The organism is Microbacterium sp. Root61, from assembly GCF_001427525.1.
Taxonomy (GTDB): domain Bacteria; phylum Actinomycetota; class Actinomycetes; order Actinomycetales; family Microbacteriaceae; genus Microbacterium.
The window spans coordinates 1,712,621-1,735,942 of the sequence record NZ_LMGU01000001.1 but is presented as its reverse complement, the minus strand read 5'-3'; the positions used below and the strand labels follow the sequence as shown (position 1 = coordinate 1,735,942).

At 69.7% G+C, this 23,322-nt stretch carries 22 protein-coding genes; 15 read left to right on the top strand and 7 right to left on the bottom strand.

All coding sequences use genetic code 11. The annotated features are described in order from the left end of the window. Nucleotides 1–61 precede the first annotated feature (61 nt). Nucleotides 62–427 (top strand): VOC family protein, encoded by a 366-nt coding sequence (locus ASD65_RS08460; protein WP_056221108.1) that lies wholly within the window; start codon nt 62–64, stop codon nt 425–427. On the opposite strand, the gene ASD65_RS08455 is transcribed toward ASD65_RS08460, so the two are convergent. After that, nucleotides 415–2,097: an FAD-dependent oxidoreductase gene (locus tag ASD65_RS08455; RefSeq protein WP_235566631.1), complete on the bottom strand. Its 1,683-nt coding sequence runs from the start codon at nt 2,095–2,097 to the stop codon at nt 415–417. The genes ASD65_RS08460 and ASD65_RS08455 overlap by 13 nt on opposite strands. Before the next feature lie 88 nt (nt 2,098–2,185). Between ASD65_RS08455 and ASD65_RS08450 the strand changes: the two genes are divergently transcribed. The 7 genes from ASD65_RS08450 to ASD65_RS08420 all read left to right on the top strand — a co-directional run bounded on the left by ASD65_RS08450 (nt 2,186) and on the right by ASD65_RS08420 (nt 10,480). Next, the gene (locus ASD65_RS08450) at nt 2,186–3,703 is read left to right on the top strand and encodes an L-serine ammonia-lyase, iron-sulfur-dependent, subunit alpha (protein WP_056221103.1); all 1,518 of its coding nucleotides are present in this window, start codon (nt 2,186–2,188) and stop codon (nt 3,701–3,703) included. Nucleotides 3,704–3,859: 156 nt separating this feature from the next. Continuing rightward, nucleotides 3,860–5,194 (top strand): MFS transporter, encoded by a 1,335-nt coding sequence (locus ASD65_RS08445; protein WP_056221098.1) that lies wholly within the window; start codon nt 3,860–3,862, stop codon nt 5,192–5,194. Then, on the top strand, nt 5,191–7,014 hold the full coding sequence (locus tag ASD65_RS08440) for a glycoside hydrolase family 2 protein (RefSeq protein WP_056221096.1): 1,824 nt from the start codon (nt 5,191–5,193) through the stop codon (nt 7,012–7,014). The genes ASD65_RS08445 and ASD65_RS08440 overlap by 4 nt, the downstream gene beginning before the upstream one ends. Beyond that, entirely contained in the window at nt 7,011–8,009 is a 999-nt protein-coding gene (locus tag ASD65_RS08435) for a DUF2804 domain-containing protein (protein WP_056221093.1), read from the top strand. The genes ASD65_RS08440 and ASD65_RS08435 overlap by 4 nt, the downstream gene beginning before the upstream one ends. 128 nt (nt 8,010–8,137) lie before the next feature. Next, on the top strand, nt 8,138–8,746 hold the full coding sequence (locus ASD65_RS08430) for a TetR/AcrR family transcriptional regulator (RefSeq protein WP_056221090.1): 609 nt from the start codon (nt 8,138–8,140) through the stop codon (nt 8,744–8,746). Between the two features lie 52 nt (nt 8,747–8,798). Beyond that, a complete protein-coding gene (locus ASD65_RS08425; RefSeq protein ID WP_156378813.1) occupies nt 8,799–9,749 on the top strand; it encodes an ABC transporter ATP-binding protein in 951 nt (316 codons plus the stop codon). After that, a complete protein-coding gene (locus ASD65_RS08420; protein WP_056221087.1) occupies nt 9,746–10,480 on the top strand; it encodes an ABC transporter permease in 735 nt (244 codons plus the stop codon). The genes ASD65_RS08425 and ASD65_RS08420 overlap by 4 nt, the downstream gene beginning before the upstream one ends. A 27-nt stretch (nt 10,481–10,507) precedes the next feature. Here the strand turns inward: ASD65_RS08420 and ASD65_RS08415 are convergent, their stop codons facing one another. Continuing rightward, nucleotides 10,508–10,945 (bottom strand): MarR family winged helix-turn-helix transcriptional regulator, encoded by a 438-nt coding sequence (locus ASD65_RS08415; RefSeq protein ID WP_056221084.1) that lies wholly within the window; start codon nt 10,943–10,945, stop codon nt 10,508–10,510. Nucleotides 10,946–10,989: 44 nt separating this feature from the next. On the opposite strand from ASD65_RS08415, the gene ASD65_RS08410 reads away from it, so the two are divergent. Continuing rightward, nucleotides 10,990–12,831: a DUF2207 domain-containing protein gene (locus ASD65_RS08410; RefSeq protein ID WP_056221080.1), complete on the top strand. Its 1,842-nt coding sequence runs from the start codon at nt 10,990–10,992 to the stop codon at nt 12,829–12,831. 169 nt (nt 12,832–13,000) lie between these two features. Here ASD65_RS08410 and ASD65_RS08405 read toward each other — a convergent pair whose 3' ends face one another. Both ASD65_RS08405 and ASD65_RS08400 read right to left on the bottom strand, forming a co-directional pair. Next, complete coding sequence (locus ASD65_RS08405) at nt 13,001–14,464, bottom strand: HNH endonuclease signature motif containing protein (protein ID WP_056221078.1); 1,464 nt, start codon at nt 14,462–14,464, stop codon at nt 13,001–13,003. A 320-nt stretch (nt 14,465–14,784) separates the two neighbouring features. Further along, nucleotides 14,785–15,771 carry a quinone oxidoreductase family protein gene (locus tag ASD65_RS08400; RefSeq protein ID WP_056221075.1) on the bottom strand — a complete coding sequence of 329 codons (987 nt, stop codon included), beginning with the start codon at nt 15,769–15,771 and terminating at the stop codon, nt 14,785–14,787. Between the two features lie 56 nt (nt 15,772–15,827). Here ASD65_RS08400 and ASD65_RS08395 point away from each other — a divergent pair, with 56 nt between their 5' ends. Beyond that, nucleotides 15,828–16,481, top strand: a complete 654-nt coding sequence (locus ASD65_RS08395; protein WP_056221072.1) for a TetR/AcrR family transcriptional regulator — start codon at nt 15,828–15,830, stop codon at nt 16,479–16,481. 140 nt (nt 16,482–16,621) lie between these two features. Here ASD65_RS08395 and ASD65_RS08390 read toward each other — a convergent pair whose 3' ends face one another. Continuing rightward, on the bottom strand, nt 16,622–17,473 hold the full coding sequence (locus tag ASD65_RS08390; protein ID WP_056224641.1) for a TrmH family RNA methyltransferase: 852 nt from the start codon (nt 17,471–17,473) through the stop codon (nt 16,622–16,624). Between the two features lie 145 nt (nt 17,474–17,618). On the opposite strand from ASD65_RS08390, the gene ASD65_RS08385 reads away from it, so the two are divergent. Next, nucleotides 17,619–18,773 carry an epoxide hydrolase family protein gene (locus ASD65_RS08385; protein WP_056221069.1) on the top strand — a complete coding sequence of 385 codons (1,155 nt, stop codon included), beginning with the start codon at nt 17,619–17,621 and terminating at the stop codon, nt 18,771–18,773. Nucleotides 18,774–18,867: 94 nt separating this feature from the next. Here the strand turns inward: ASD65_RS08385 and ASD65_RS08380 are convergent, their stop codons facing one another. Further along, on the bottom strand, nt 18,868–19,416 hold the full coding sequence (locus ASD65_RS08380) for a hypothetical protein (RefSeq protein ID WP_056221066.1): 549 nt from the start codon (nt 19,414–19,416) through the stop codon (nt 18,868–18,870). 158 nt (nt 19,417–19,574) lie between these two features. On the opposite strand from ASD65_RS08380, the gene ASD65_RS08375 reads away from it, so the two are divergent. From ASD65_RS08375 to ASD65_RS08360, 4 genes are all read left to right on the top strand, one after another. Further along, nucleotides 19,575–20,792, top strand: coding sequence for a sensor histidine kinase (locus ASD65_RS08375; RefSeq protein WP_056221063.1), 1,218 nt, complete (start codon nt 19,575–19,577; stop codon nt 20,790–20,792). Further along, on the top strand, nt 20,789–21,391 hold the full coding sequence (locus ASD65_RS08370) for a response regulator transcription factor (protein WP_056221060.1): 603 nt from the start codon (nt 20,789–20,791) through the stop codon (nt 21,389–21,391). The genes ASD65_RS08375 and ASD65_RS08370 overlap by 4 nt, the downstream gene beginning before the upstream one ends. A 41-nt stretch (nt 21,392–21,432) precedes the next feature. Continuing rightward, complete coding sequence (locus tag ASD65_RS08365) at nt 21,433–21,792, top strand: nuclear transport factor 2 family protein (protein ID WP_056221057.1); 360 nt, start codon at nt 21,433–21,435, stop codon at nt 21,790–21,792. Between the two features lie 93 nt (nt 21,793–21,885). Next, nucleotides 21,886–22,401: a hypothetical protein gene (locus tag ASD65_RS08360; RefSeq protein WP_056221054.1), complete on the top strand. Its 516-nt coding sequence runs from the start codon at nt 21,886–21,888 to the stop codon at nt 22,399–22,401. 17 nt (nt 22,402–22,418) lie between these two features. Here the strand turns inward: ASD65_RS08360 and ASD65_RS08355 are convergent, their stop codons facing one another. Beyond that, nucleotides 22,419–23,102, bottom strand: coding sequence for a M23 family metallopeptidase (locus ASD65_RS08355; protein ID WP_056221049.1), 684 nt, complete (start codon nt 23,100–23,102; stop codon nt 22,419–22,421). Nucleotides 23,103–23,322 lie beyond the last annotated feature (220 nt).

The window sequence follows — 23,322 nt, the reverse complement described above, 5'->3', positions numbered from 1 at the left end:
GCGTCGTCGTCGTGCACGCCGGCGGCTGGAAGAGATCATCGGGCGGGGCCACACTGGTCGCATGAGACTCGTACAGATCGCGCAGCACGCCGACGACCTCGATCGTGCGGCGACGTTCTACTCCGCGCTGCTCGGCGTGGAACCCGCCGCGAGATTCGACCCGCCCGGACTGCTCTTCTTCGACCTCGACGGGGTCCGTCTGCTGCTGGATCGCGGCGCACCGACGTCGCTGGTCTACCTCGGAGTCGAGAACGTGCACGCCGTGATCGAGCGCCTCGACGGCCTCGCCGAGGTCATCTCGCCGCCGCACGTGATCTTCCGGCACGAGGACGACACGCTCGGCCCGGCCGGGCACGAAGAATGGCAGGCGTTCGTCCGCGACTCCGAGGGCAACACCGTCGGGCTCATCGCGTTTCAACGACCCTGAGCCCGGCCCTCCCGCAGCGCCAGGTACTGGTGCACGAACGCGATGGCCATGCCGCCCTCGCCCACTCCGGCCGCCACCCGCTTCACCGACCCCGATCGCACGTCGCCGATCGCGAAGATGCCGGGAGCGCTCGTCTCCAGGGCGAACGGGCGACGCTCGAGCGGCCAGGTGGCCGCGGCATCCGCTCCCGTGAAGATGAAGCCGTGCGGGTCCCGCGCCACAGCGGGCGGGAGCCACCCGGTGACCGCGTCGGCACCGATCATGACGAAGATGACCGCGAACGCGCGACGGGTGGTCGTTCCGGACGACTTCTCGAGAACGTCGGCGCCTTCGAGGTCGGTGTCGCCGTGCAGCCCCACCACTTCGCTGAACGGCTCGACCCGGATCTGCGCGTTGGCGGCGATCTGGTCGATGAGGTAGCGCGACATGCTCGCTCCGAGCGATTCGCCGCGCACCAGCATCGTCACGGAACGAGCGTGCCGGGAGAAGAAGACTGCCGCCTGCCCGGCCGAATTCCCGGCCCCGATGATGCAGATGTCCTGTCCCTGCGCGATCGCGGAGTCGCTGCGGGCAGCCCCGTAATACACCCCCTTGCCGAGATAGCGATCCACGGAGGGCACCGGCAGCGTGCGCCACTCGACGCCGGTGGCGACGATCGCGACCGGCGCCGTCAGCGCGGCGCCCCCGGCCAGCACGATCTCGTGGCGGACCGGGTCGATCGCCTCGACCGTCCTCGTCACGACGATCTCCGCGCCGAGGCGCTTCGCCTGGGTGAGGGCGCGGCTCGCCAGGTCGTCTCCGGAGATGCCGTACGGAAACCCGGTGTAGTTCTCGATCCGTGTCGAGGTGCCGGCCTGCCCGCCCGGAGTCTGACTCTCGATCACGACGACGCGGAGCCCCTCCGCGGCCGCGTTGACGGCGGCGGTCAGTCCCGCAGGCCCGGCCCCCAGAACGACGACGTCGTACTCGTCGGTGGACGGTTCCACGTCCAACCCCACAGCCTCGGCGACATCGCGCAGGCTCGGTGCGACGCGGCGTGAGCCGTCGCGCAGCTCGAGGATCGGGGCAGCGTCGGGCGCGGACCCCGGCGCGGGATCGTCGCGCTCGAACGGGACGTGATTGCGCGTGAGGAAGTTGGCGATCTCGCGGACGTTCGGGTCGATGCGCGGTCCGATCACGCGCGCCTCGATCTGCGGCTGCTCGGCGGCCATCTCCTGCAGCGAATCCAGGTAGCGGCGGGCGAGGCCCCCCACGAACGCCGGCACCGACGGCGCCATCGCCGCGAGGGAGTAGTAGACCGGGACCTCCAGCCGGAGGATCCGCGCCGCACCTTTGGCGCGTCCGCTGGCCGGGAAGTTGGTGCTCAGCGTCATCGGCACCTCGCCGAACAGCTGCCCCGGTTTGCGGGTGCCGATCACCCGCTCCTCGCCGTTGACGACCTTCGTCAGCTCGGCAAGTCCTTCGACCACGACGAACAGGGCGCGCTCGTCGCCCTCGTGCGCGAAGTACTCGCCGGGCAGCAGGCGGATATCTTCCACCGCACGTGCCAGGTAATCCAGCGTCGCGTCCGGCAGCGCGCGGAACACCGGGATCTCGCGCAACTCCTGGACGGTGATCACGCGGGTCGCCGCCTCGCGATAGGCGCGGACGACAGCTGGCGGTTCGGGCACCGGGGCATGCGCTGAACGTAGTGGCCGCAGCGCACTCCGTCAACGAATCACAGCCCCGTTGCGGCATCCGGACAACTAGCCTGGATGCGTGAGCGCATACATCTCCGCGTTCGAGTTGTTCTCCATCGGCGTGGGACCCTCGAGCTCGCACACGGTCGGCCCGATGCGGGCCGCCCGTGATTTCGCCGCACGCTTGCGCGCCGGCGGAGACCTCGAGCGCCTCGCCCGCGTCGACGGCACCCTCTACGGATCGCTCGGCGCGACCGGCATCGGCCACGGCACGCCCGACGCCGTCGTCGTCGGCCTCGGTGGGGCGGAGCCGGAGACGGTCGACCCCGCCGCCGTCCGCGGCGCGTGGACCGGCTGGCCGGAGGGTCGCGCGCTCTTCGTCGACGGCACGACGCCGGTGCCGTTCGCCAAGTCCGACATCGCCTTCGAATCCCGCACGCGGCTGCCAGGGCATCCGAACGCCATGACCCTGCGGGCGTACGCCACGACGGATCCGGATGCCTTGCCTTTCGCCACTGAGACGTACTACTCGATCGGCGGTGGCTTCATCCGCCGCGACGGCGAACCGCCACGGGTGGCGAGCCACGACTTCCCGCTCGCCTTCGATGACGCGCAATCGCTGCTCGCGCTGTGCGACGAGCGCGGCATCACGATCGCCGAAGCCGCGCGGATCAACGAGGAGACGCTGCGCCCCGACGCGGAGGTCGCGGCCGGACTCGACCGGATCTGGGATGCGATGGCCGCGTGCGTGGAGGCGGGCCTGCACCACGACGGCGTGCTGCCGGGCATGCTCAAGGTCAAGCGCCGCGCCTCGGCGATCCGGGTCCAGCTGCAGGAGTCCGAGGCGCACGGTCACCGCGAGCTGCCGGGGGAGTGGCTGGGGGCGTTCGCGCTCGCCGTCAACGAGGAGAACGCCGCCGGCGGTCGCGTGGTCACCGCGCCGACCAATGGTGCCGCCGGGATCCTCCCCGCCGTCGCGATGTACTGGTGGCGCTTCCTCGCCGGCTCCGGGCTCGGTGCGGGCAACGCCGTCACGCCGCACGGCGAACTCGTCGGCAGCGCGCTTCTCGGCTTCGGTGCCACCGCGTCCGCGCGGCAGCTCGGCCCGATCCTCACCGATGAGCTCGAGGAGGAGGCGGTGGCCGAGGCGAACCGTCGCCGCGGCATCCGTCGCTTCCTGCTGACGGCCACCGCGCTGGGCTCGCTGTTCAAGGCGAACGCCTCGATCTCGGGGGCGGAGGGCGGGTGCCAGGCGGAGGTCGGCTCGGCGTGCGCGATGGCCGCGGGCGGCCTGACCGCCGTCATGGGCGGCACGAACCGGCAGATCGAGAACGCCGCCGAGATCGCGATGGAGCACCACCTCGGTCTCACGTGCGATCCGGTCGGCGGCCTCGTGCAGATCCCGTGCATCGAGCGCAACGCCATCGCGGCATCGACCGCGGTGACCGCTGCCCGGCTCGCGCTGCGCGGCGACGGCTCGCACTACGTCTCGCTCGACGCCGTCGTCGAGACCATGCGGCAGACCGGCATCGACATGTCGCACAAGTACAAGGAGACGAGCGAGGGCGGTCTCGCCGTCAACGTCATCGAGTGCTGATCGGCACTCGTCGCGCTTCGTCGTCGCCTGAATATCCTTGGTCGCGACCCGGAATTGCCACGTGGCAATTCAAGCGATCTGAGGATAGGATCGCAGGCGTCGTCCCGATGACGGGCGACCTCCCGAACCCCCGATGACGTCTCAGCAAGGAAGCCGATGCACGCTCGCCCCCGCTCCACGCAGGAGCTCACCGACCGCGTGAAGGCACCCCTCGCCGCGCGCACCTGGACCACGATCGTGGTCATCGGCCTGGTCGGCCAGCTCGCCTGGACCGTCGAGAACATGTACCTCAACGTGTTCGTCTACAACACGATCACCGACGACCCGAACGTCATTGCGACGCTGGTGGCGGCATCCGCCGTCGCCGCCACCTTGGCGACGATGCTCATCGGCGCCGCCTCAGACCGTGCGCGCACGCGTCGCCCGTTCATCGCGATCGGGTACGTGCTGTGGGGTGCGACGACGGCGGTGTTCGGATTCATCCAGCCGGATGCTGCCGCCGGCGTCCCCCCGACCGCGCAGGCTGTCGGATTCGCCGTCGTCGCGATCGTGGTGCTCGACTGCATCATGTCGTTCTTCGGCTCGGGTGCCAACGATGCGGCGTTCAACGCGTGGGTCACCGAGTCGACCGTGCCCGCCAACCGCGGCCGGGTGGACGGCGTGCTCGCGATCATGCCGTTGATGGGCATGCTCATCGTGTTCGGCGCGCTCGACGGTCTCACCCAGCAGGGGGAGTGGAAGCTGTTCTTCGGCATCGTCGGCGCGGTCACCGCGGTCGTCGGCGTGCTCGCCTGGTTCCTGGTGCGCGATGCCCCGACGATCCAGCCGACGCCCGACGGGTACGTGGCCTCCGTGCTGTACGGCCTGCGTCCCTCGACGATCGCCCATCAGCCGCGGCTCTACATCACGCTCGCGGCATACGCGATCATCGGCACCAGCACCCAGGTGTTCATCCCGTACCTGATCATCTACATCCAGCGGTATCTGCGCATCGACGGATACGCGATCGTGCTCGGCAGCACCCTCATCCTCGCCGCGATCATCAGTGTGCTCGGCGGTCGCGTCATCGACCGGATCGGCAAGCAGCGTGCCATCCTCCCCGCCACGGCGCTCATGGTCCTGGGGCTGGTGGCGATGTTCTTCGCGCGCGGGATGCTGCCGGTGATCATCGCCGGCACCGTGATGATGGGTGGGTTCATGCTGTCGATCGCGGCGGTCTCGGCGAGCGTGCGCGATGCGACGCCGATCGACCGCGTGGGCATGGTGCAGGGTCTGCGGATGATCGCGGCGGTGCTCATCCCGATGGTGATCGGGCCGTTCATCGGCGCAGCCGTGATCGTGGGGGCCAACGAGACCTACGAGGACCTCGGCGTCATCAAGCAGGTCCCGACCCCGTGGATCTTCCTCGCCGCAGCGGTCGTCGCCCTGCTCGTCGTGATCCCCGTGATGGCCCTCCGCGCGACCGAGAAGCGGGAGCGTGCCGGCGCATGACACTGCTGACTCCGTGGGGGGAATCCCTCGATCGCGAGGCGCCGCTCCCCGAGTACCCGCGCCCGCAGCTGGTGCGCGAGGGATGGCAGAACCTCAACGGACCGTGGCGCTACGCCGTGACGCCGTTCGCGGCATCCGATCCCGTGGCGGTCGCCGACCCCCTGAAGGCGCCCTCGGAGTGGTCCGGCGAGATCGTCGTGCCCTTCTCGCCCGAGACCGTGCTGTCCGGCACGGGATGGACGGACGCCGGGCGCAGGCTGCACGCCGACGAGACGCTCTGGTATCGGCGGTCCTTCCGGCTCGCTCCGGTGCCCGCGACCCATCGCGTGCTGCTCCACTTCGGCGCCGTCGACCAGAGTGCGGTCGTCGCAGTGGACGGGGTGCGCGTCGGCGGCCACACGGGCGGCTACACGCCGTTCACGCTCGACATCACCGACGCGCTGGCCGCCGATGACACACACGAACTGACCGTCGCCGTGCGGGATGTGACGGATGCCTCGTGGCTGAGTCGCGGCAAGCAGTCCAGCAAGCGCGGGGGCATCTGGTACACGCCGCAATCCGGCATCTGGCAGACCGTGTGGCTCGAGGTCGTGCCGCGCGTCGCCGTGGATCGCCTCGTGCTCGTGCCCGATCTCGACGGCGTCGAGGTGACCGTCGTCAGCGAGCACGCCGCGCCGGGGACGGTCGCCGCCGTGCGGATCTCCGGTGCCGGCGAGGTCGCGGCATCCGTCTCCGTGGCCGTCGGCGAGGCGGCGCGGATCGCGATTCCGGGCGCGCGACGGTGGTCACCGGAGGATCCCTTCCTCTACGACATCGAGGTGACGCTCGGCGAGGACCGGGTCCGCAGCTACACCGGCCTCCGCACCGTCGGGATGGCGCCGGACGCACACGGCGTGCCTCGCCTGACGCTGAACGGCGAGCCGTACCTCCACGTCGGGCTGCTCGACCAGGGCTACTGGCCGGACGGGGGCTACACCGCACCGAGCGACGCGGCGCTCGAGTACGACGTGCGCCTCGCCAAGGACCTCGGCTACAACATGCTGCGCAAGCACATCAAGATCGAGCCGTTGCGCTGGTACCACCACTGCGATCGGCTCGGGATCCTCGTCTGGCAGGACGTCGTCAACGGCGGCGGGGTGTACAACCCGCTCGTGGTGAGCGCGCCCGCGATCGCCTCTCCCGTGCTCGACGACCGCAAGCATCGCCGGTTCGGTCGCGCGGACGCGGCGGGACGCGGCGCCTATCGCGTGGAGCTCGTCGAGACGATCGAGCATCTCCGCTCGGTACCCAGCGTCGTGCTGTGGGTGCCGTTCAACGAGGGCTGGGGGCAGTTCGACGCCGCGGCCATCGCCGCCGAGGTGCGCACGCTCGATCCCACCCGACCCATCGACCACGCCAGCGGCTGGCACGATCAGGGCGCGGGCGACCTGCACAGCCTGCACGTCTACTTCCGCGCATTCCGCGTGAAGAACGCCTGGTCCTCCGACCCGCGCGCGCTCGCGTTGACCGAATACGGCGGCTACAGCCTCGTCGTTCCGGGGCACGAATGGGGCGAGCGGGTGTTCGGGTACAAGAAGTTCACGTCTGCGGGCGACCTCGAGACGGCCTTCGTGCGCCTGCACGACCGCGAGATCGCGCCCGCGGTCGCCCGAGGCCTCGCGGCGATCGTCTACACGCAGCTCAGCGACGTGGAGGATGAGGTGAACGGACTCGTCACGTACGACCGTCGTGTCGTGAAGATCCCCGCCGCGTCCGTGCGCGCCGTCAATGAGAAGCTCGTTGCGGCCGCCACCGCAGCTTCGGAAGGAAGCCTCACATGATCGAGCGCGAGCTCACTGCCGCCGCATCCCTCACCCTCCCGAACGGTCGCCTGAACCGCGATGCGGTCGGATGGATGCGGCAGCCGCTGCTGGACACGTCCGGCATCGACGGTCGCCATGTCTGGGGTCGCAACAAGCGCTGGGAGTACTGGAACGTCATCACCCCGACGCACATCCTCGCCCTGACCGTCTCGTCGATCGACTATGCGGCCGTGCACGAGGTGTGGATCTTCGACCGGGCGACCGAGCAGGTGCGCCATCGCTCGATCAGTGCCGTCGGCGGCAAGGCGACGCTGCCCGGGTCGCTCGAGGGCGGACCCTCGCGGGCGCGGGCCAAGGGGCTGTCGATCGACATCGACGAGGTCGACGGCGGGACCCGGCTGCGGGCCGCGATCGACGGCGCCTCGTTCGATGTCGTGGCAGATCTGCCCGCCGGGCACGAGCGATTGGGCGTCGTGGTGCCGTGGAACGATCGGCTGTTCCAATACACGGTCAAGGACGTGGCTCGGCCTGCGTCGGGTCGCGTCGCGATCGACGGCACCGTGTTCGAGGTGCCTGCGGGGGAGTCCTGGGCGGTGCTGGACCACGGTCGTGGCCGCTGGCCGTACGACATCTCCTGGAACTGGGGAGCGGGCTCCGGCGTGTTCGATGGGCGGACCATCGGTATCCAGGTCGGTGCGCGGTGGACGACCGGCACGGGCTCGACCGAGAACTCGTTCTACGTGGACGGGACGATCCACAAGATCAGCGAGGAGCTGCACTGGGACTACGACCTCGCCGAATGGCGCCGGCCGTGGCGCCTCACGGGCGGTGGCCTCGACGCCACCTTCACGCCGTTCTACAACAAGCAGTCCGCGACGAACCTCCTCGTCGTCGCATCGCGCACCGACCAGTGCTTCGGTCGCTGGTCGGGAACCTTCACGGATGCCGCGGGAACCCGCATCCCGTTCGCGGACATCGTCGGCTTCGCGGAGGACGTGCACAACCGCTGGTGATCCGTCCGCCGTGCTCGGGCTGCGGGCGTGTTGCAGCGGACGTGCGTGACCGCTGAAGCCTGCCGCGGCGAACCTGCGTGACCGCTGGAGCGTGCCGCAGTGCCAGGACTCCGGCATAGGCTGAGCGCATGCCCCAGTACGCGGTGCCCGCTCGCAAGCGCCCTCGTGGTCGCCCACGCGGCGGCGAGTCGGACACGCGGGAACGGATCATCGCGGCGGCGATCGAGGAGTTCAGCGAGCACGGGTACGACGCCGCGACGATGCGGGGGATCGCAGCGCGGGCCGGAGTGGACGCGGCGCTGCTGCACCACTACTTCGGGACCAAGGCCGACCTGTTCGGCGAGACGGTCGATGCGCCGATGCGTCCCGACATCGACATCCCGGCGATCCTGACGGGGCCGCGCGACGAGCTGGGCGAGCGGATCGTCCGCTATGTCCTGGAGGTGTGGGAGCAGCCCGAGCAGCGCAAGCGCGGGGTGCTGCTGCTGCGGGCGGGGCTCGGCAATCGGCTCACGACGCCCCTGCTGGCCGGATTCCTGTCCCGCGAGCTGCTGGGGCGCATCGCGGCGAGTCTGGAGGGACCGGATGTGGAGCTTCGGGCATCGCTCGTGGCGACCCAGGTCGCGGGGCTGCTGATCGGTCGATACATCCTGCAGCTGCCGGCGCTCGTGGGCGCTTCGGTCGATGAGCTGGTCGTGCGGGTGGGGGCGACCGTGCAGAACTACCTCCTCGGCTGACCGACTCCGGCACCCCTTGACCGCGCGATGACGCGGGCACATAATTCATCACATGATGAATAGGGATGCCGCAGCGCACCCGGTGGTCTCGGTGCGGGGCCTGCACGTACGCCGCGGAAAGGTGCCGGTGTTCGACGGACTCGACGTCGAGATCCCGCGCGGACAGATCACCGGTCTGCTCGGGCCATCCGGCTGCGGCAAGACGACGCTGATGCGCTCGATCGTCGGGGTGCAGAAGGTCCAGTCGGGCACCGTGACGGTGCTCGGGCACCCCGCCGGTACGGCACCGCTGCGGCATCGCGTCGCGTACGACACCCAGGCGGCGTCCGTCTACGGCGACATCACGATCGAGCAGAACCTGCGCTACTTCGCACGGTTGATCGGCGCGCCGCGTGGCGACGTCGACCGCGTGATCGCGCAGGTCGGACTCACCGGACAGGCCTCGCAGACGGCGGACTCGCTGAGTGGCGGCCAGGAGAACCGGGTGTCGCTCGCCGTCGCGATGCTGGGTTCGCCGGAGCTCCTCGTCCTGGACGAGCCGACCGTCGGGCTGGACCCGGTGCTGCGCGCCGAGCTGTGGCGCGTCTTCCGGGATCTTGCCGACGCCGGCGCGACACTCATCGTCAGCAGCCACGTGATGGACGAGGCCCTGAGGTGCGACCGGCTCATCCTCATGCGCGCGGGCCGCATCATCTCCGACACGACCCCCGACGGTCTCCTCGCCGACACAGGCGTGGACGATCCGGATGCCGCGTTCCTCGCGCTCGTCGAGCGTGACGAGCGGGCGCACCACGCTGTGCCGTCGTCGCGACGTGAAGCGCGGGCGGCGGCCGAGGCGGGGTCGGAGCCTGAGGCTGCTGGCCCTGCGGCGTCGGAGTCTGCGGCCCCCGGGCCGGAGCCTGGGCCGTCGAACGAACCTCGGGCCGAGGCATCCGGCGACCCTGGGGACCCCGGCGACTCGACCGAGGATCCGTCGTCGCGCGGAGAGGGGCCGCGCTCATGACCTTCACGCGCACGTTCGCGACCGCCGGCCGGGTGCTGCGCCAGCTCAGCCACGACCACCGCTCGGTGGCGCTCATGCTGGTCGCGCCGAGCCTGCTGGTGGGCCTGTTCGCCTGGCTGTTCGTGGATCAGGACCAGGTGTTCCAGAGCTTCGGGCCCGCGATCCTCGCGCTGTTCCCATTCATCGTGATGTTCCTCATCACGAGCATCACTACTCTCCGGGAGCGCCGGTCGGGCACGCTCGAGCGGCTGATGACGACGCCGCTCGGCAAAGGCGACTTCATCGGCGGATACGCGCTCGCGTTCGGCAGCGCGGCGGTCCTGCAGGCGATCATCACCGTCGCCTTCGCGGTGTGGGTGTGCGGGCTCGATGTCGAGGGGCCGATCTGGCAGCTCGGCCTCGTCGCCGTCATCGATGCTCTGCTCGGCACATCGCTGGGGCTGCTGGCCAGTGCGTTCGCGCGCACCGAGTTCCAGGCGGTCCAGTTCATGCCGCTCATCGTCTTCCCGCAGATCATCCTCGGCGGGGTGTTCATGCCCCGCGACGAGATGCCCGACGTGCTCTACGCCATCTCGAACTGGCTGCCGCTGAGCTATGCCATCGACGCGGTGAACGCGGTGACCGACGGCGATGAGGGGTGGGACGTCATGGGCCCCCTGCTGATCGTCATCGCGTTCGCGGTGGGCGCGATCATCCTCGCTGCCCTGACCCTCCGCCGTCGTACCCCGTAGCGAGGGTGGGTTCCGGGCCGCGCGGCCTCAGCAGTCGCGGGGCTTGCGGAGCTTCGCGGTGAGGTCGCGCAGCTGCGCGAGTTCGTCGTCGGTGAGCTGCGACATCCGCTCGGCGATCGTGCGGCCGTGCGCCGTCGCGACCTTGCGGAACGCGTTCGCGCCTTCTTCGGTGGCGTGCACGAGCGAACCTCGGCCGTCGTCGGGGTCGGCGCCCTTGACGATGAGTCCGCGCGTGACCATCCGGTCGACCAGGCGCGAGACGCTCGGCTGGCTGATCAGCATGTTGGCCGTGACCTCGCGAAGGCGAACGGTCATCTCGGGCGCGCGCACCACGGTGAGCAGCACGTCGTATTCGCCCTGGGCGAGGTCGGCGCCGTCGAAGTCGGCGCTGATCTCGTCGAAGACTTCGTGCTGCGCACGGAACAGGCTCTCCCACGCATCGACGGCGAGGCGGCGATCAGTCATGGGTCAAGAGTATGCCGCAGGAAGAGGACCGTAGGCTAAGGGACATGCTTCGGATGCTGCGACGAACAGTCCTTTCGATCGCGTCGGTGGCGGCATCCCTCGCGCTCTTCGTCGGAGCGCCGGCCGCTGCCTTCGCGGCCGCGGACGGTGATGCCGCAACCTCCATGGTCGGCTCGGTGCAGGCCTCTCCCAACCTGCAGGACTTCTCATTCGAGAGCATGGACGCCGACTACACGCTCGGCCGTGCCGCCGACGGGACGAGCACGTTGCGGGTCGTCGAGACCTTCGTGGTGCTGTTCCCGGAGTATGACCAGAACCGCGGGATGCAGCGGCGCATCCCGGACAGCTACAACGGCCAGCCGCTGTTCCCCGACTTCGTTTCGGTGACGGACGAGAACGGCAACCCGCGTCCGGACGAGGTGGAGTCCGACAGCGGGGACTTCATCATGACGTCGCGCGCCGATGACTTCGTGCGCGGGCGGCAGACGTACGTGTTCACGTACACGCTGGAGAACGTGACGTGGTCGTTCGCGGACACGGATGCCGACGAGTTCTACTGGGATGTCAACGGCACCGCTTGGCCGCAGACGTTCGGCCGCGTGAGCGCGCGCCTGCATCTGCCGGCAGACCTCGCCGACGCGATGACGGGCGGGCTGTCCTGCTACGTCGGATCGCAGGGGGCGACACAGACGTGCGAGATCGGGCAGGATGCTGCGGCCGACGGCGGTGCAACGGTCGATGCGTCTGCGGCACCGGTCGGGCCGTACCAGACCGTGACGATGGCGGTCGGGTTCGCTAAGGGCACCTTCGCGCAGTTCGACTCGTCATTCCTGGCTTCGCCGATGGGCTGGTTGCAGGGCGTGGCCGGCCTCGGCGCGCTCGCGGCCGTCGTATGGGCGGCCGTGACGCGGTCGCGAAAGCTGAAGGATGAACCCGGTCGCCCGACGATCATCGCCGAGTACACCCCGCCGCCCGGCGTCGATGCGCTGGAGAGCGCAGTGCTGCTCGGCCGTACGACCAAGGCGATCCCGGCCGAGGTGCTCGAGCAGGCGGTGGTCGGCAGCATCCGCATCGTCGAAGGCGCCAAGCGCGCCTTCGGGGGAGTGAAGCTGCAGGCCGAGCTCCTCGACCCGTCGCGGGCCGATCGCGACGGTCGGATGCTCCTGGAAGGGCTCTTCCCCGGCCTCGTCCCCGGCGACATCTTCGAGTTCGGTCGGTCGGACACCCGCTTCTCGTCCGCCGCGCAGAAGATCCTCAAGGCGGCCAGCACCGAGCTGGTGTCGCGCGGATTCCAGCGTCCCGTGAACGGCGCTGCGCGGCTCCTGCCGGTGCTCCTCGCGCTCGCCGCCGGTGTGCTGGTCTTCGTTCTCGGCATCATCGCGATGGGCGCTGGGGTTTCTCCGGCAGTGCCCGTGCTGCTCATGGTCGCGGTGGTTCCGGTGGTCCTCCTGGCCGCCGGGCTGGTCTCCCGCAAACCGCTCACGGCGTCCGGCGCGGAGGTGCGCGACCACCTCCTCGGGTTGAAGGAGTTCATCGAGTGGGCTGAGGCCGACCGGATCCGGATGCTGCAGTCTCCAGAGGGCGCGGAGCGCGTGCACGTCGACGCATCCGACCCGCGCCAGGTGCTCAAGCTCTACGAAGCCCTGCTGCCGTATGCCGTGGTCTTCGGCCAGGAGAAGGAGTGGGCCAAGCACCTCGTCGTGCTCTACGAGGGCAACACGCCGTACTGGTACTACGGCACCAGCGGGTTCGACGCGGCCTCGTTCTCGGCGGGGATCGGCTCGCTGTCGGCCAGCGCATCATCGTCCTCCTCGACGTCGGGCGGCTCAAGTGGCGGTGGGTCCGCCGGCGGTGGTGGCGGCGGAGGAGGCGGCGGCGGGGTCTGACGGCTCGCGCGCGCTGACCCTGCCGGTTGGCGTTGGCGTTGGCGTTGGTGTTGGTTTTGGCCGGCTGGGTGGAGCCCCGCTCGCTCATGCCGGCCTCTACGCACCGCCACGCATGGGGCTCGACCTCCGCGCACGCCTCACGGCGCCTGCCCCGCTCACCCTTCCCACGTCACCCCGTTGATCGGCGTCTTCGGAGGCGTTCCCGTTCGCGGCCGAGTGAGCCGCGGACCGGGCGCCACATCCCGTACGGATCGATGTAGTGCGGCGCCTTGGTCTCGGGAACTCCGTCGACCATGCGCACGCGCCATCCGTTCGTTTCCAGTGTTCGGTGGTGGTACCAGCAGAGGGTCACGCCGTTGTCGGTGTGCGTCGGCCCGTGGCGGGAGTGCTCGGTGACGTGGTGGATCTCGCACCAGGAGGCGGGCACGCCGCAGCCGGCGATGACACAGCCGCCGTCGCGCGCGGTGATCGCACGACGCTGCGCCGCGGAGAAGACCCGCTGCGGGCCACCGAGCTCGAGGATCCGCCCGTCGTCGCCGAAGACCAGCCGCTGGATACCTCCGCAGCATGCGATGTGTCGCGCCACGAACGAGGGCAGGGTCGTCTCAGTGCCATCGATGTACGCGACGCCGTTCTCCTCCTCCAAGTCGCTCGCAGCGATCGTGACGAGCAGCGTCGGCGGCGCACCGCCGACGCTGGGGGAGTCGGCGGCGCGTGCGGCGACGCCGAGCATGCTCGCCAAGACGTCGTGCTGCTTCTGCGCGCGCGACCGCTGATCGTGTGGAACGACGCATCCCGGGTCGTCCCGGATCTCGAAATGCGGCCCGCGCGCGGCGCCTACGCCGAGGGGATCTGGCGTGCGGTCATCGACGCGCGGCGAGAGGTGGGCATCGAACAGGCGTGAGAGTTGTTCGGCGACGTCGGGCAGCAGCGCGCCGTGAATCGGGATGAGGCCGTCTCGGGTGCGACCGAGCGTCAGCGCGCGACGTCGCATGGCGCGTTCGTAGTCAGGGAGGGTGCCGTCGGGGTCGAGGACGAGCGCCCAGACCTTCGCCTGCATCCGCGTTTCGTCGGGGGTGCACGGCGGTGCCATGCCTTCGCCCGTGCCGGCGGCGGCCTCGACGAGCTCGGTCTCGGCGGCAGCGAGTGCGTGCGGATGACAGCGCGCGGCGAGCGGGCCGAGGGCGCCGGCGATCGCGGCGACGGTGTCGAGTCCGATCCGCCCCTCGGTGAAGGCGGCGCGGATCGCCGGGAACGGTGCCGGGAGGGTGTCGCCGGTCAGCCCCGTCGAGGTCGAGATGATGCCGGCGGCACGGATGCGGTCTCGGGCGGTGGACGTCGTGACCCCTGCGAGGCGAGCGATGAGTTCGGCACTGGAGGCGCACCCCAGCTGGGCGCTCAGTCGCGCTTCCCCGCGTTCGGACCGCGAGCGGTCGTCGAGTTCCGCGGCGACGGCGACGCGAAGAGCATCCGCCCGCCGACCGAGCGACTCGGAGATGCGGGTGAGGGCGATTGCCGCCGCATCCGTCATCGCGCGCGGAGCATCGGCAGCCAGGGTCGGAGTCAGCAGCGCGCCGAGCTCGGCATCGAGCCGCGAGAGCTGCTCGATGAGGGCGTCGGGTGCGATCTGCATACGACAATTCTGCCGAGGGGCTCCGACATTCTGCCCAACAAAACCCAGGTCAGATAGTAATACCTGTGGATAAGCGCAACCTGCGAGCGCGTGGGGAGGAATCAACGACCCGGGCGACGGATCGCCAGCGCCGGAGACAGAGTAAGGGCCGGTCGGAGAGGCTTCCGACCGGCCCTTGTCCCTGCACCAAGAGTGTCCTGCAATCACATGTCAGCAGCTGTCACAGCAAAACAACTGCCTTCGAGAACCATATAACGGAAAGGTAACGGAGGGAAGAGTCTGCCGTTATCTTTTTGTGATTTCCTGCGACAAAGCAGCGATCACCGCTCGTCGCCGCCGATCTCGACGACCAGTTTTCCGCGCACGTGGCCCCGCTCCAGTGTCGCGAGGGCATCCGCGAACTGCGCGAACGAGTAGACCTGCTCGATCTCGGGGCGGATCGTTCCGTCCGAGAGCCAGCGCGCGAGCGTGTCGAGATCCGCAGCTCGGACTGCGGCGAACATCCCCTTCGTGGTGACACGGTGAACAGCACCGGCGACTGTGCGGGACAGGAGCTTCGTCGCGGGCCCCAGCAGCCGTTCCCGCGAGAGCGACCCGACCGTGACGACCCGTGCGCCGGGCGCGAGCAGCGGCCGCAGCTGTGGCACCGACTGCGTGCCGACCGTGTCGATGACGACGTCGTACGGACCGGCGGATGCCGGGACTTCGCGACTGCGGTCGTGTACTCGATCTGCTCCCAGGCAGAGCAGGAAGTCCGCCCGCTCTGCGGACGCGACGGCGTCGACGCGGCCCGCACCGAGCGCTCGCGCGATCTGCACAGCGAAGTGCCCGACGCCGCCGGAAGCGCCCCAGACGAGCACCCGCTCGCCCTCGGCCATCGCTGCCGCGTCGCGAAGCGCCTGCAATGCGGTCAAGCCGGCCATCGGAGTGGCGGCGGCGTCGAGGGCCGAGACGGAGTCGTCGATGCGTGCCAGGCCCCGCACGTCCGTGACAGCCTGCTCGGCGAGAGCGCCGAAGCCGATCGAGCCGAACACTCGATCGCCGATCGCGAGCCGACTGACGCCCTCTCCCACGCGGGTCACAGTGCCGGCGACGTCCGCGCCGACGACGCGCGGGGAGCGTACCCGCCAGCCTTCGGATGCTCGCATGATCCACGGTTCGCCGCGATACATGTGCCAGTCGAACGGGTTCAGTCCGGCGGCGGCCACCTCGATGACGACCTCGCCCGGCGCAGGCGTGGGACCGGCGACGTCACGCAGCTCCAGCCCGGTGAGGTCGGTGTATCGGTCGAAGACGACTGCGCGCATGAGGACTCCAGGTTTACGACGTAAGTTTCGACGCTCAGACTATACTTACGATGTAAGTGAAGCAAGGGAGTGATCACATCGCCAGAAACCGGCTGAGCCGCGAACTGATCGTCGACGCGGCGATCGAGGTCGCCGACCGTGAGGGGCTGGGCGCCATGTCGATGCGCCGTCTCGCCGCCGCGATGGAGGTAGAGGCGATGTCGCTGTACAACCACGTCGCCGACAAGAACGACCTGCAGACGGCCATGGTCGGCCGCATCTGGGACTCCGTCGATCTCGCCCTGGACGAGGCCGCCTGGCGACCCGCCCTGCACCGGCTGTGCGGCTCCGCGTCCCGGGCGCTTCGCGCACATCCCTGGTTCTTCGCTCTATCACTCCCGGGCAACGGGGGCACCGCTCGCCTGGCGGTCATCGAAGCCACGCTCACTCACTTGCACACCGGCGGGCTCGCGCCCGACGTCTCCTTCCACGCGCTGCACGCGATCGACGGGTACGTGTACGGCTACTCGTGGCAGGCGAGCGAGTTCGCGGCGCCCGATGTCATGCCGGATGCGGACGAGATCGCGCGGATGCTGGAGTCCCGACCGTTCCTCCAGGCACATGCCGCGCAGCACTTCGCCATGGACTCCGAGGCATCGCAGCCGGACGGCTTCGCCTTCGGGTTGGACGCGCTTCTGGATGGGTTCGCGCTCACAGGAGCCGACCGGTAGAAGACACGGGGGACCTCTCTTCGGGTTCTGATCGACGCGCCCACGGTGCGACGCACCGCCGGCTCAGCGGTCACGAGCATCGCCCGCAGGACCATCCCGAATTCGAAGCCGTCGTGCGGGACTTCCTCGCCGGCTGACCGCTACTTTCCCGCAGCCCGCTGGCGCACGGCTTCGTACAGGATCACGGCCGTCGCGTTCGCGGCGTTGAGCGAAGACGCGTGCCCGACCATCGGGATGCGGGTGAGCACATCGCAGGCCTCGCGCCAGGCCGCGGACATTCCGGAGTGCTCGTTGCCGGTGACGATCAGCGTCGGGCGAGTGAAGTCCACATCCCACACGTCGTGCGTGCCGTGCTCATCGGTTCCGACGATCTGGATGTCGATGCCGCTCGCGCGCGTCTCCGCCACCCAGTCGAGCACCGCCTGCACGCCGGGCAGTCGCACAGTCGGCGTCATGATCGTCGAGCCGGTGGAGGCGCGCAGCGCCTTCGGGTCGTAGGGGTCGGCGGCGTGTCCGGTGACGAGCACGCCCTGACCGCCGAGCGCGTCGACCGAGCGCACGATCGAGCCGACGTTGCCGGGGGAGGTCGGCCGGTCGAGGGCGACGAACAGCGCATCGGTGGGGAGAGGCAGGCGCGACAGGTCGTCTGCGGGGATGGCGACCACCAGCAGCAGCTCGGGGGTCTCCTCATCCTTCTCGCCGAGCTCACGCATCAGCTCGGGGGTGAGGACGTACTGCGCCGCCCCGGCCCTCTCCAGGGTGGTGATCGTCTCGGAGGCCCAGCGCGAACGGCTCTCCGCCTTCGACATCAGCACGGCCCGCACGGTCAGCGACGAGTTCAGGACGAGCGTGATCGGACGCACACCCTGCACGATCATTTCGCCGGCACGGTTGCGCTTCGTGCGGTTGCTGATGAGGGTCTGCCAGTACTGGAACGTGGCGCTCCTCGTCGACACCGTCTGCAGGCGGTGGGGTCGGCTTTCCGGGGGCATCTCGGGTTCCTGCATCTCTCGTCGAACGGGCGCGCCGGTGCAGGTGCGCCACAGGCGAGCGTACCGAGCCGGGGGCGGAAACGGATGCGGGACGCGGATTTCATTGCGGACCGAAACTGTCCGCAAGCGTGGATAGCGTCGCTCCATGGACACCACGAGCACCGAGATACTGCCGTTCCGCATCGATGTCGCCGAGGCCGACCTGGACGATTTGAACCTCCGTCTGGCGCGCACCCGCTGGCCGGATGAGCTGCCCGGCGTCGGGTGGAGCTACGGCGTGCCGACCACCTACCTGCGGGGTCTGGCCGAGTACTGGCGCGACTCCTACGACTGGCGGGCGAGCGAAACGCAGCTCAACCGCTTCCCGCAGTTCACGACCACGATCGACGGGCAGAACATCCACTTCCTGCACGTGCGCTCACCCGAGCCCAACGCGCTGCCGCTGCTGATGACCCACGGATGGCCGGGCTCCGTCGTCGAGTTCCTGAGAGTCATCGGACCCCTCACCGATCCGCGCGCGCACGGAGGCGACCCCGCGGATGCGTTCGACGTGATCGTGCCGTCGATGCCGGGATTCGGGTTCTCCGGGCCGACCCACGAGCGCGGATGGGACATGGCGCGGATCGCGCGGGCGTGGGTGCAGCTGATGGCCCGGCTCGGCTATGAGCGCTACGGCGCGCACGGCACCGACACCGGTGCGGTGATCTCGCCCATGGTCGGCTGCATCGATGCGGAGCATGTCGTCGGCGTGCACGTCAACGGCAGCCTCGGTTTCCCGTCGGGAGACCCGGCCGAACTCGAAGGACTGACCGATGCGGAGCAGGCTCGGCTCGCCGGCATGCGGCGCCAGATGCAGGATGGCGTGGGCTACGCGATGATCCAGTCCACCCGTCCGCAGACCCTCGGCTTCGGGCTGGCCGACTCGCCTGCCGGGCAGCTCGCCTGGATCGTGGAGAAGTTCAAGGAGTGGACCGATCCCGCGGCGGAGCTCCCCGAGGATGCGGTCGACATCGACCAGCTGCTCACGAACGTCAGCGTGTACTGGCTCACGAACACGGCGACTTCGGCGGCTCGGCTGTATCGCGAGGGGCAGGTGAGCTGGGGGCAGGCGGCGGAGCGATCCGAGGTCCCATCGGGCGTCGCCGTCTTCCCCGGCGACGTCGGAATCCGTCGCATCGCCGAGCGCGACAACAACGTCGTGCACTGGTCCGAGTTCGACCGCGGCGGCCACTTCCCTGCGATGGAAGCTCCGGATCTGCTCGTCGGCGACCTGCGCACGTTCTTCCGCGGCATCCGCTGACACAACCGGGCATCCGCGCGACACCGGGCATCCGCACGTCGCCGTGCGGATGCCCGCGGTGTGACGTGTCGGCGCTCGACCGACACGGTCGGGGTCAGCGGACGGCGTAGACGACGCCGCTGACGATGACGGCGACCGCCGTGGTCCAGCCGATGATCGCGATCGCCTGCCAGATCAGGATGCGGACCTTGCCGATCCCCGCGGCGGCGAGCATCGTCGCGGTGATCTGCGTGGGGAGCAGCAGGGGGCCGAGCAGGCTGACTCCCGGCACGCCGTAGCGCTCGAACGCGCGCTGGAACTTCGCCGTGCGGGGGGATGCCGCGGCGAGCTCTGCCGCGGCATCCGTCGCGGAGGACTCCAGACCCGAGCCTCCGCCGGCCATGGCGACCGTACGTGCACGGGACCGTGCCACGACGGCCTGACGTGCACCGGAGCTGAGGAGCACGAGCACCGCGACGCACGCGAAGTTGCCGACGATCGCCGCGATCGCCGCGACAACCGGGTTGATGCCGCCGATGATTCCGATCGTGACCGCGCCCTCGCCCTCGATGAACGGAATCGCACCGGCAGCGGCGACGATGAGCGGCTGGAAGAGGTCCGGCACCTGCGCCACGAGGTCCTGGAAGTTGTCGATGAGGCTCATGTCTGTGTTCCTGTCGGTAGCGCCGGATCGGAGTTCGTCCGGGGATGCTTCGATTCCAGCGGCTCGCAGGACATCGAGGAAGTGTTCATGTGTCACCTGTTGCCGGGTGCTTCGCACGCCGCATCCGTGACTAATGTCACGCGCCTAGGGTTGATCCGGTGACCACTCAGATCGCACCCATTTCTGACGCCGACGCGACCGCGAATGCCCGCGTCGCGGTGCGCCTCACGCGGGGGATCTCCGCGACCTGGTGGTACACCGCGGGCGGCATCCTCTTCCTCGCGACGATTCTCGTGCTGCTCTGGGCGCTGGTGCTCGCAGAGGTGGGGGAGGGCGTGGCGTCCGTCCTCATCGTGGGTGGGGGCGGGCTGGTGTGGGTGGCAGCCATGGCGCCGCTGCTGTGGGACTACCGGAACCGACCGGATGCTGCGCCCCTCGCGCGATGGCGGCGTGCTCTCGTGCCGCTCCTCGTCGCCGCGACGTACGGGGTCGTCGCCGGCTCCCTCGCCGGTGTGTGGCTGCTGGCGGTGCTGCCCGTCGTCGAGATGCTGATCCTGCTCAACTGGGCGCCCGGTGTCCGCGGTCGATTGGTACTGGCCGCCACCGTCCTGCTCGGCGCGTTGTGGTTCATCGACGGAAGATTCAGTCTCCCGGCGGCTGCTGAGTCGAGCTGGTGGCTCATCGGCTTCTACTCGACCTTCCTTCCGGTGATGTCTGTCTTGTCGCTGTGGTGGTGGGACGTCCTCGTCACCCTCGACCAGGCCCGGGCCGCGGAGGCACGGCTCGGCGCGACCCAGGAGCGGCTGCGCGTCGCGACAGACGTGCACGACCTGCAGGGGCACCACTTGCAGGTCATCGCCCTGCAGCTCGAGCTGGCCGAACGGCTCCTCGCACAGGACCCGGCGGCGGCGCTGGACCACCTCCAGATCGCCCGCCGGTGCGTCGATGACGCGCGCCAGGGGACGCGCGACCTCGCGACCCGCTTCCGCTCGGTGCCCTTGAGCGACGAGCTCGCGAACGCCGTCGATCTCCTGCGCGCCGCAGGCACTGCTGCCGAAGCGGTCGTGGCCGAGGACGCCGACCTGGCGCCCGCATCCGTTCTCGGACCGGTCATCCGCGAGACGACCACGAATATCCTCAAGCACGGTGGTGGCCGGTGGGCCCGCCTGTCGTTGACCCGCGAGGGCGCGTCATGGCGACTTGAGATCGCGAACGACCCCGGTGCCGAGGTGTCGCCCGGCGAGGCGGGCGGCTCCGGGCTCGAGGGCATCGGACGCCGTGTCGGCGAGACGGGCGGAACAGTGGATGTCCGGGCGGAGAAGCAGGCGTTCACGGTCACCGTCACGGTGCCCGCCGCATCGGAGGTCGTGCGATGATCCGCGTCCTGATCGCCGACGACGAGGCGATGATCCGATCCGCGCTCGCCGCCCTCCTGCGGCTCGAGCCCGACATCGAGGTCGTCGCCGAGTGCTCCGACGGGGCCCAGGCCGTCGCTGAAGCCACGCGTCTGACGCCGGATGTCTGCCTCCTCGACCTCGAGATGCCCGGCCTGGATGGCGTGGAGGTCACCGAGAAGCTGAAGCGCACCGTCAACACCCGCTGCATCGTGGTCACGCGGCACGCGCGCCCGGGCGTGCTGCGGCGTGCGCTCGCCTCGGGTGTCGCGGGGTTCCTCCCCAAGTCGCGCGGAGCCGACGAGGTCGCCGAGGTGATCCGTCGCGTCGCCGCGGGCGGCCGGTACGTCGACCCGGAGATCGCCGCCGATGCGCTGAGCGACGAGCGATGCCCGCTGACCGACCGCGAGCTGGACGTGCTGCGCGCGGGGCGTCGCGGCGAGACGACGGGTCAGATCGCCCGGGCGCTGTCGCTCGCGCCCGGCACGGTCCGCAATCATGTCTCCGCGGTCCTCGCCAAGCTCGCGGTGCGCACGCGGCAGCAGGCAGTCCTGACAGCCGAAGAGCGCGGCTGGATCTGAACGTCCGGGTCGCGGCATCTCCACGCCAGTATCGTGGGGCCGTGACCACCGACCGAGTCCTCAGAAACCGTCTCGTCGCCGCGGAGCTGCGCCTGCTCGATCCCCGCGTGCGAACCGATCGCGATGCGGTCGCGCAGCTCCTCGCCCCGGACTTCGTCGAGATCGGGCAGAGCGGCCGGATCTGGACCCGCGCCGAGACCCTCGAAGCGCTGGAGGCGGAGACCGGCTTCGGCGAGGTCGAGATGTCCGAGGCGACGGCTCGTGAGCTGTCGCCGGGGCTGTACCTGTTGACGTACCGCCTGCGGGTCGGTGTACGACAGTCTCGACGCTCGTCCCTGTGGCGAGTCACCGCGGGCGGCCCTCTCCTCGAATTCCACCAGGGAACCGTTGCCCCGGCGTGAACAGGACAGACTCCTGCGGCGCGACCCCTTCCGAAATGCCAGAGTAGACATGACACAGTTCGCGGTCCCGCCGCAGGAAGTCGAGGAGTCGTCGTGAACACACCGGGCACCCGACAGTGGTCCGAATCAGATATCCGGCGTCGATTCATTTCGCCGGAACTGGTCGAGGGGATCGTGCTCGTCAGCGTCGTGATCGCGGTCGCCAACAAGGGTGAAGGCATCCGCGACGTGTTCGTCGTCACGATCCTCAGCGTGCTCGTGTTCTGGGCGACGGATGTGTTCGCTCACACGGTCGCCGTGCAGCGTCGACGCGCGGACGAGGATCGCGTTCAGCTCCGGGTCTCGCTGCGGCACGCGCTGTACGAGTCGCGTGGGTTTCTGTTCGCGGGGATCCTGCCGGCCGTGTTCCTTCTGCTCGGACTCTTCGGGGCGCACGAAGGGGAGGTCGCCTACTGGACGGCGCTGTGGGCCCAAGTGGCGCTGCTCGGCGTGATCGGGTGGATCGCCTTCGGCGGCCGCGGCATCCCCTGGTACTGGCGTGTGTGCGGCACGCTCGCGACCGCGGCCCTCGGAATGCTCGCGATCGCTCTGAAGATCTTCGTGCACTGACCCGCACGCAGACCGATTCAGTCGACCTCGATGATCTCCCGCTCGCCCGGCATGCCCTCGGCGATGACCGCGCCCGACCCCGCCCGGCGGTAGCCGCGGAACGCGATCGGCAGGCCGCGCGCCACCAGGGGATCGGGGGAGTCCGCAGCCTGCAGGTGCACGTGCGGCTCGGTGCTGTTGCCCGAGTTGCCGCAATCGCCGAGCCGGTCGCCGACCGACACGGCGTCGCCGACCCGCACCTTCACGCTCCCTCGCTTCAGATGCGCGAGAGTGACGAACGGCCCGCGCTCGCCGAGCGCCAACATCACATGGTTGCCGGCGAGGGCCGTGGCTCCCGAGCGGATGCGCCGGCCCTGGCTGAGGGCGTAGGGGATGAGCGCGGGCTGCGAACGGCGGGCGACGTGGTCCTCTTCGCCGTCGTGCGCGGCGATGACCCTGGCTGCGGAGGGAGCCAGGATCGGCAGGCCGAATCCGATGAACAGCTCCGGTGGTTCCACCGACAGCCGGCTGCGCCACGACCGTGGCGCGGATCGGCCGGTGGCATCGACCGCGACGAAGTCGACGGCGTAGGTCACGCCGAACAGATGCGTGCCGTGGCTGGGCACCCGCCGCGCTGGGCTGTTCTGGGTCAGCCAGCGCCCACGGAACGGGAGATCGAGCACGAGCGGCATCGCACCGGCATCGGACCACGGCTCCGGCATCCGGCGTCACGCCCTTCCGCGAACGGTGAAGGGCCGGTCGGAGAGGCTTCCGACCGGCCCTTGTCCCTGCACCAAGAGAGGATTCACATGTCGGCAGCTGCCACAGCAAACAGCTACCGCTGCTGACTCTATAACGGCGAGGTAACGGTGGCAAGAGGTGTCGTTACCTTTCTGTGACTCGCGCCGCGGCAGGGGCTGCCGCCATGGGCTCTGAGGTCCT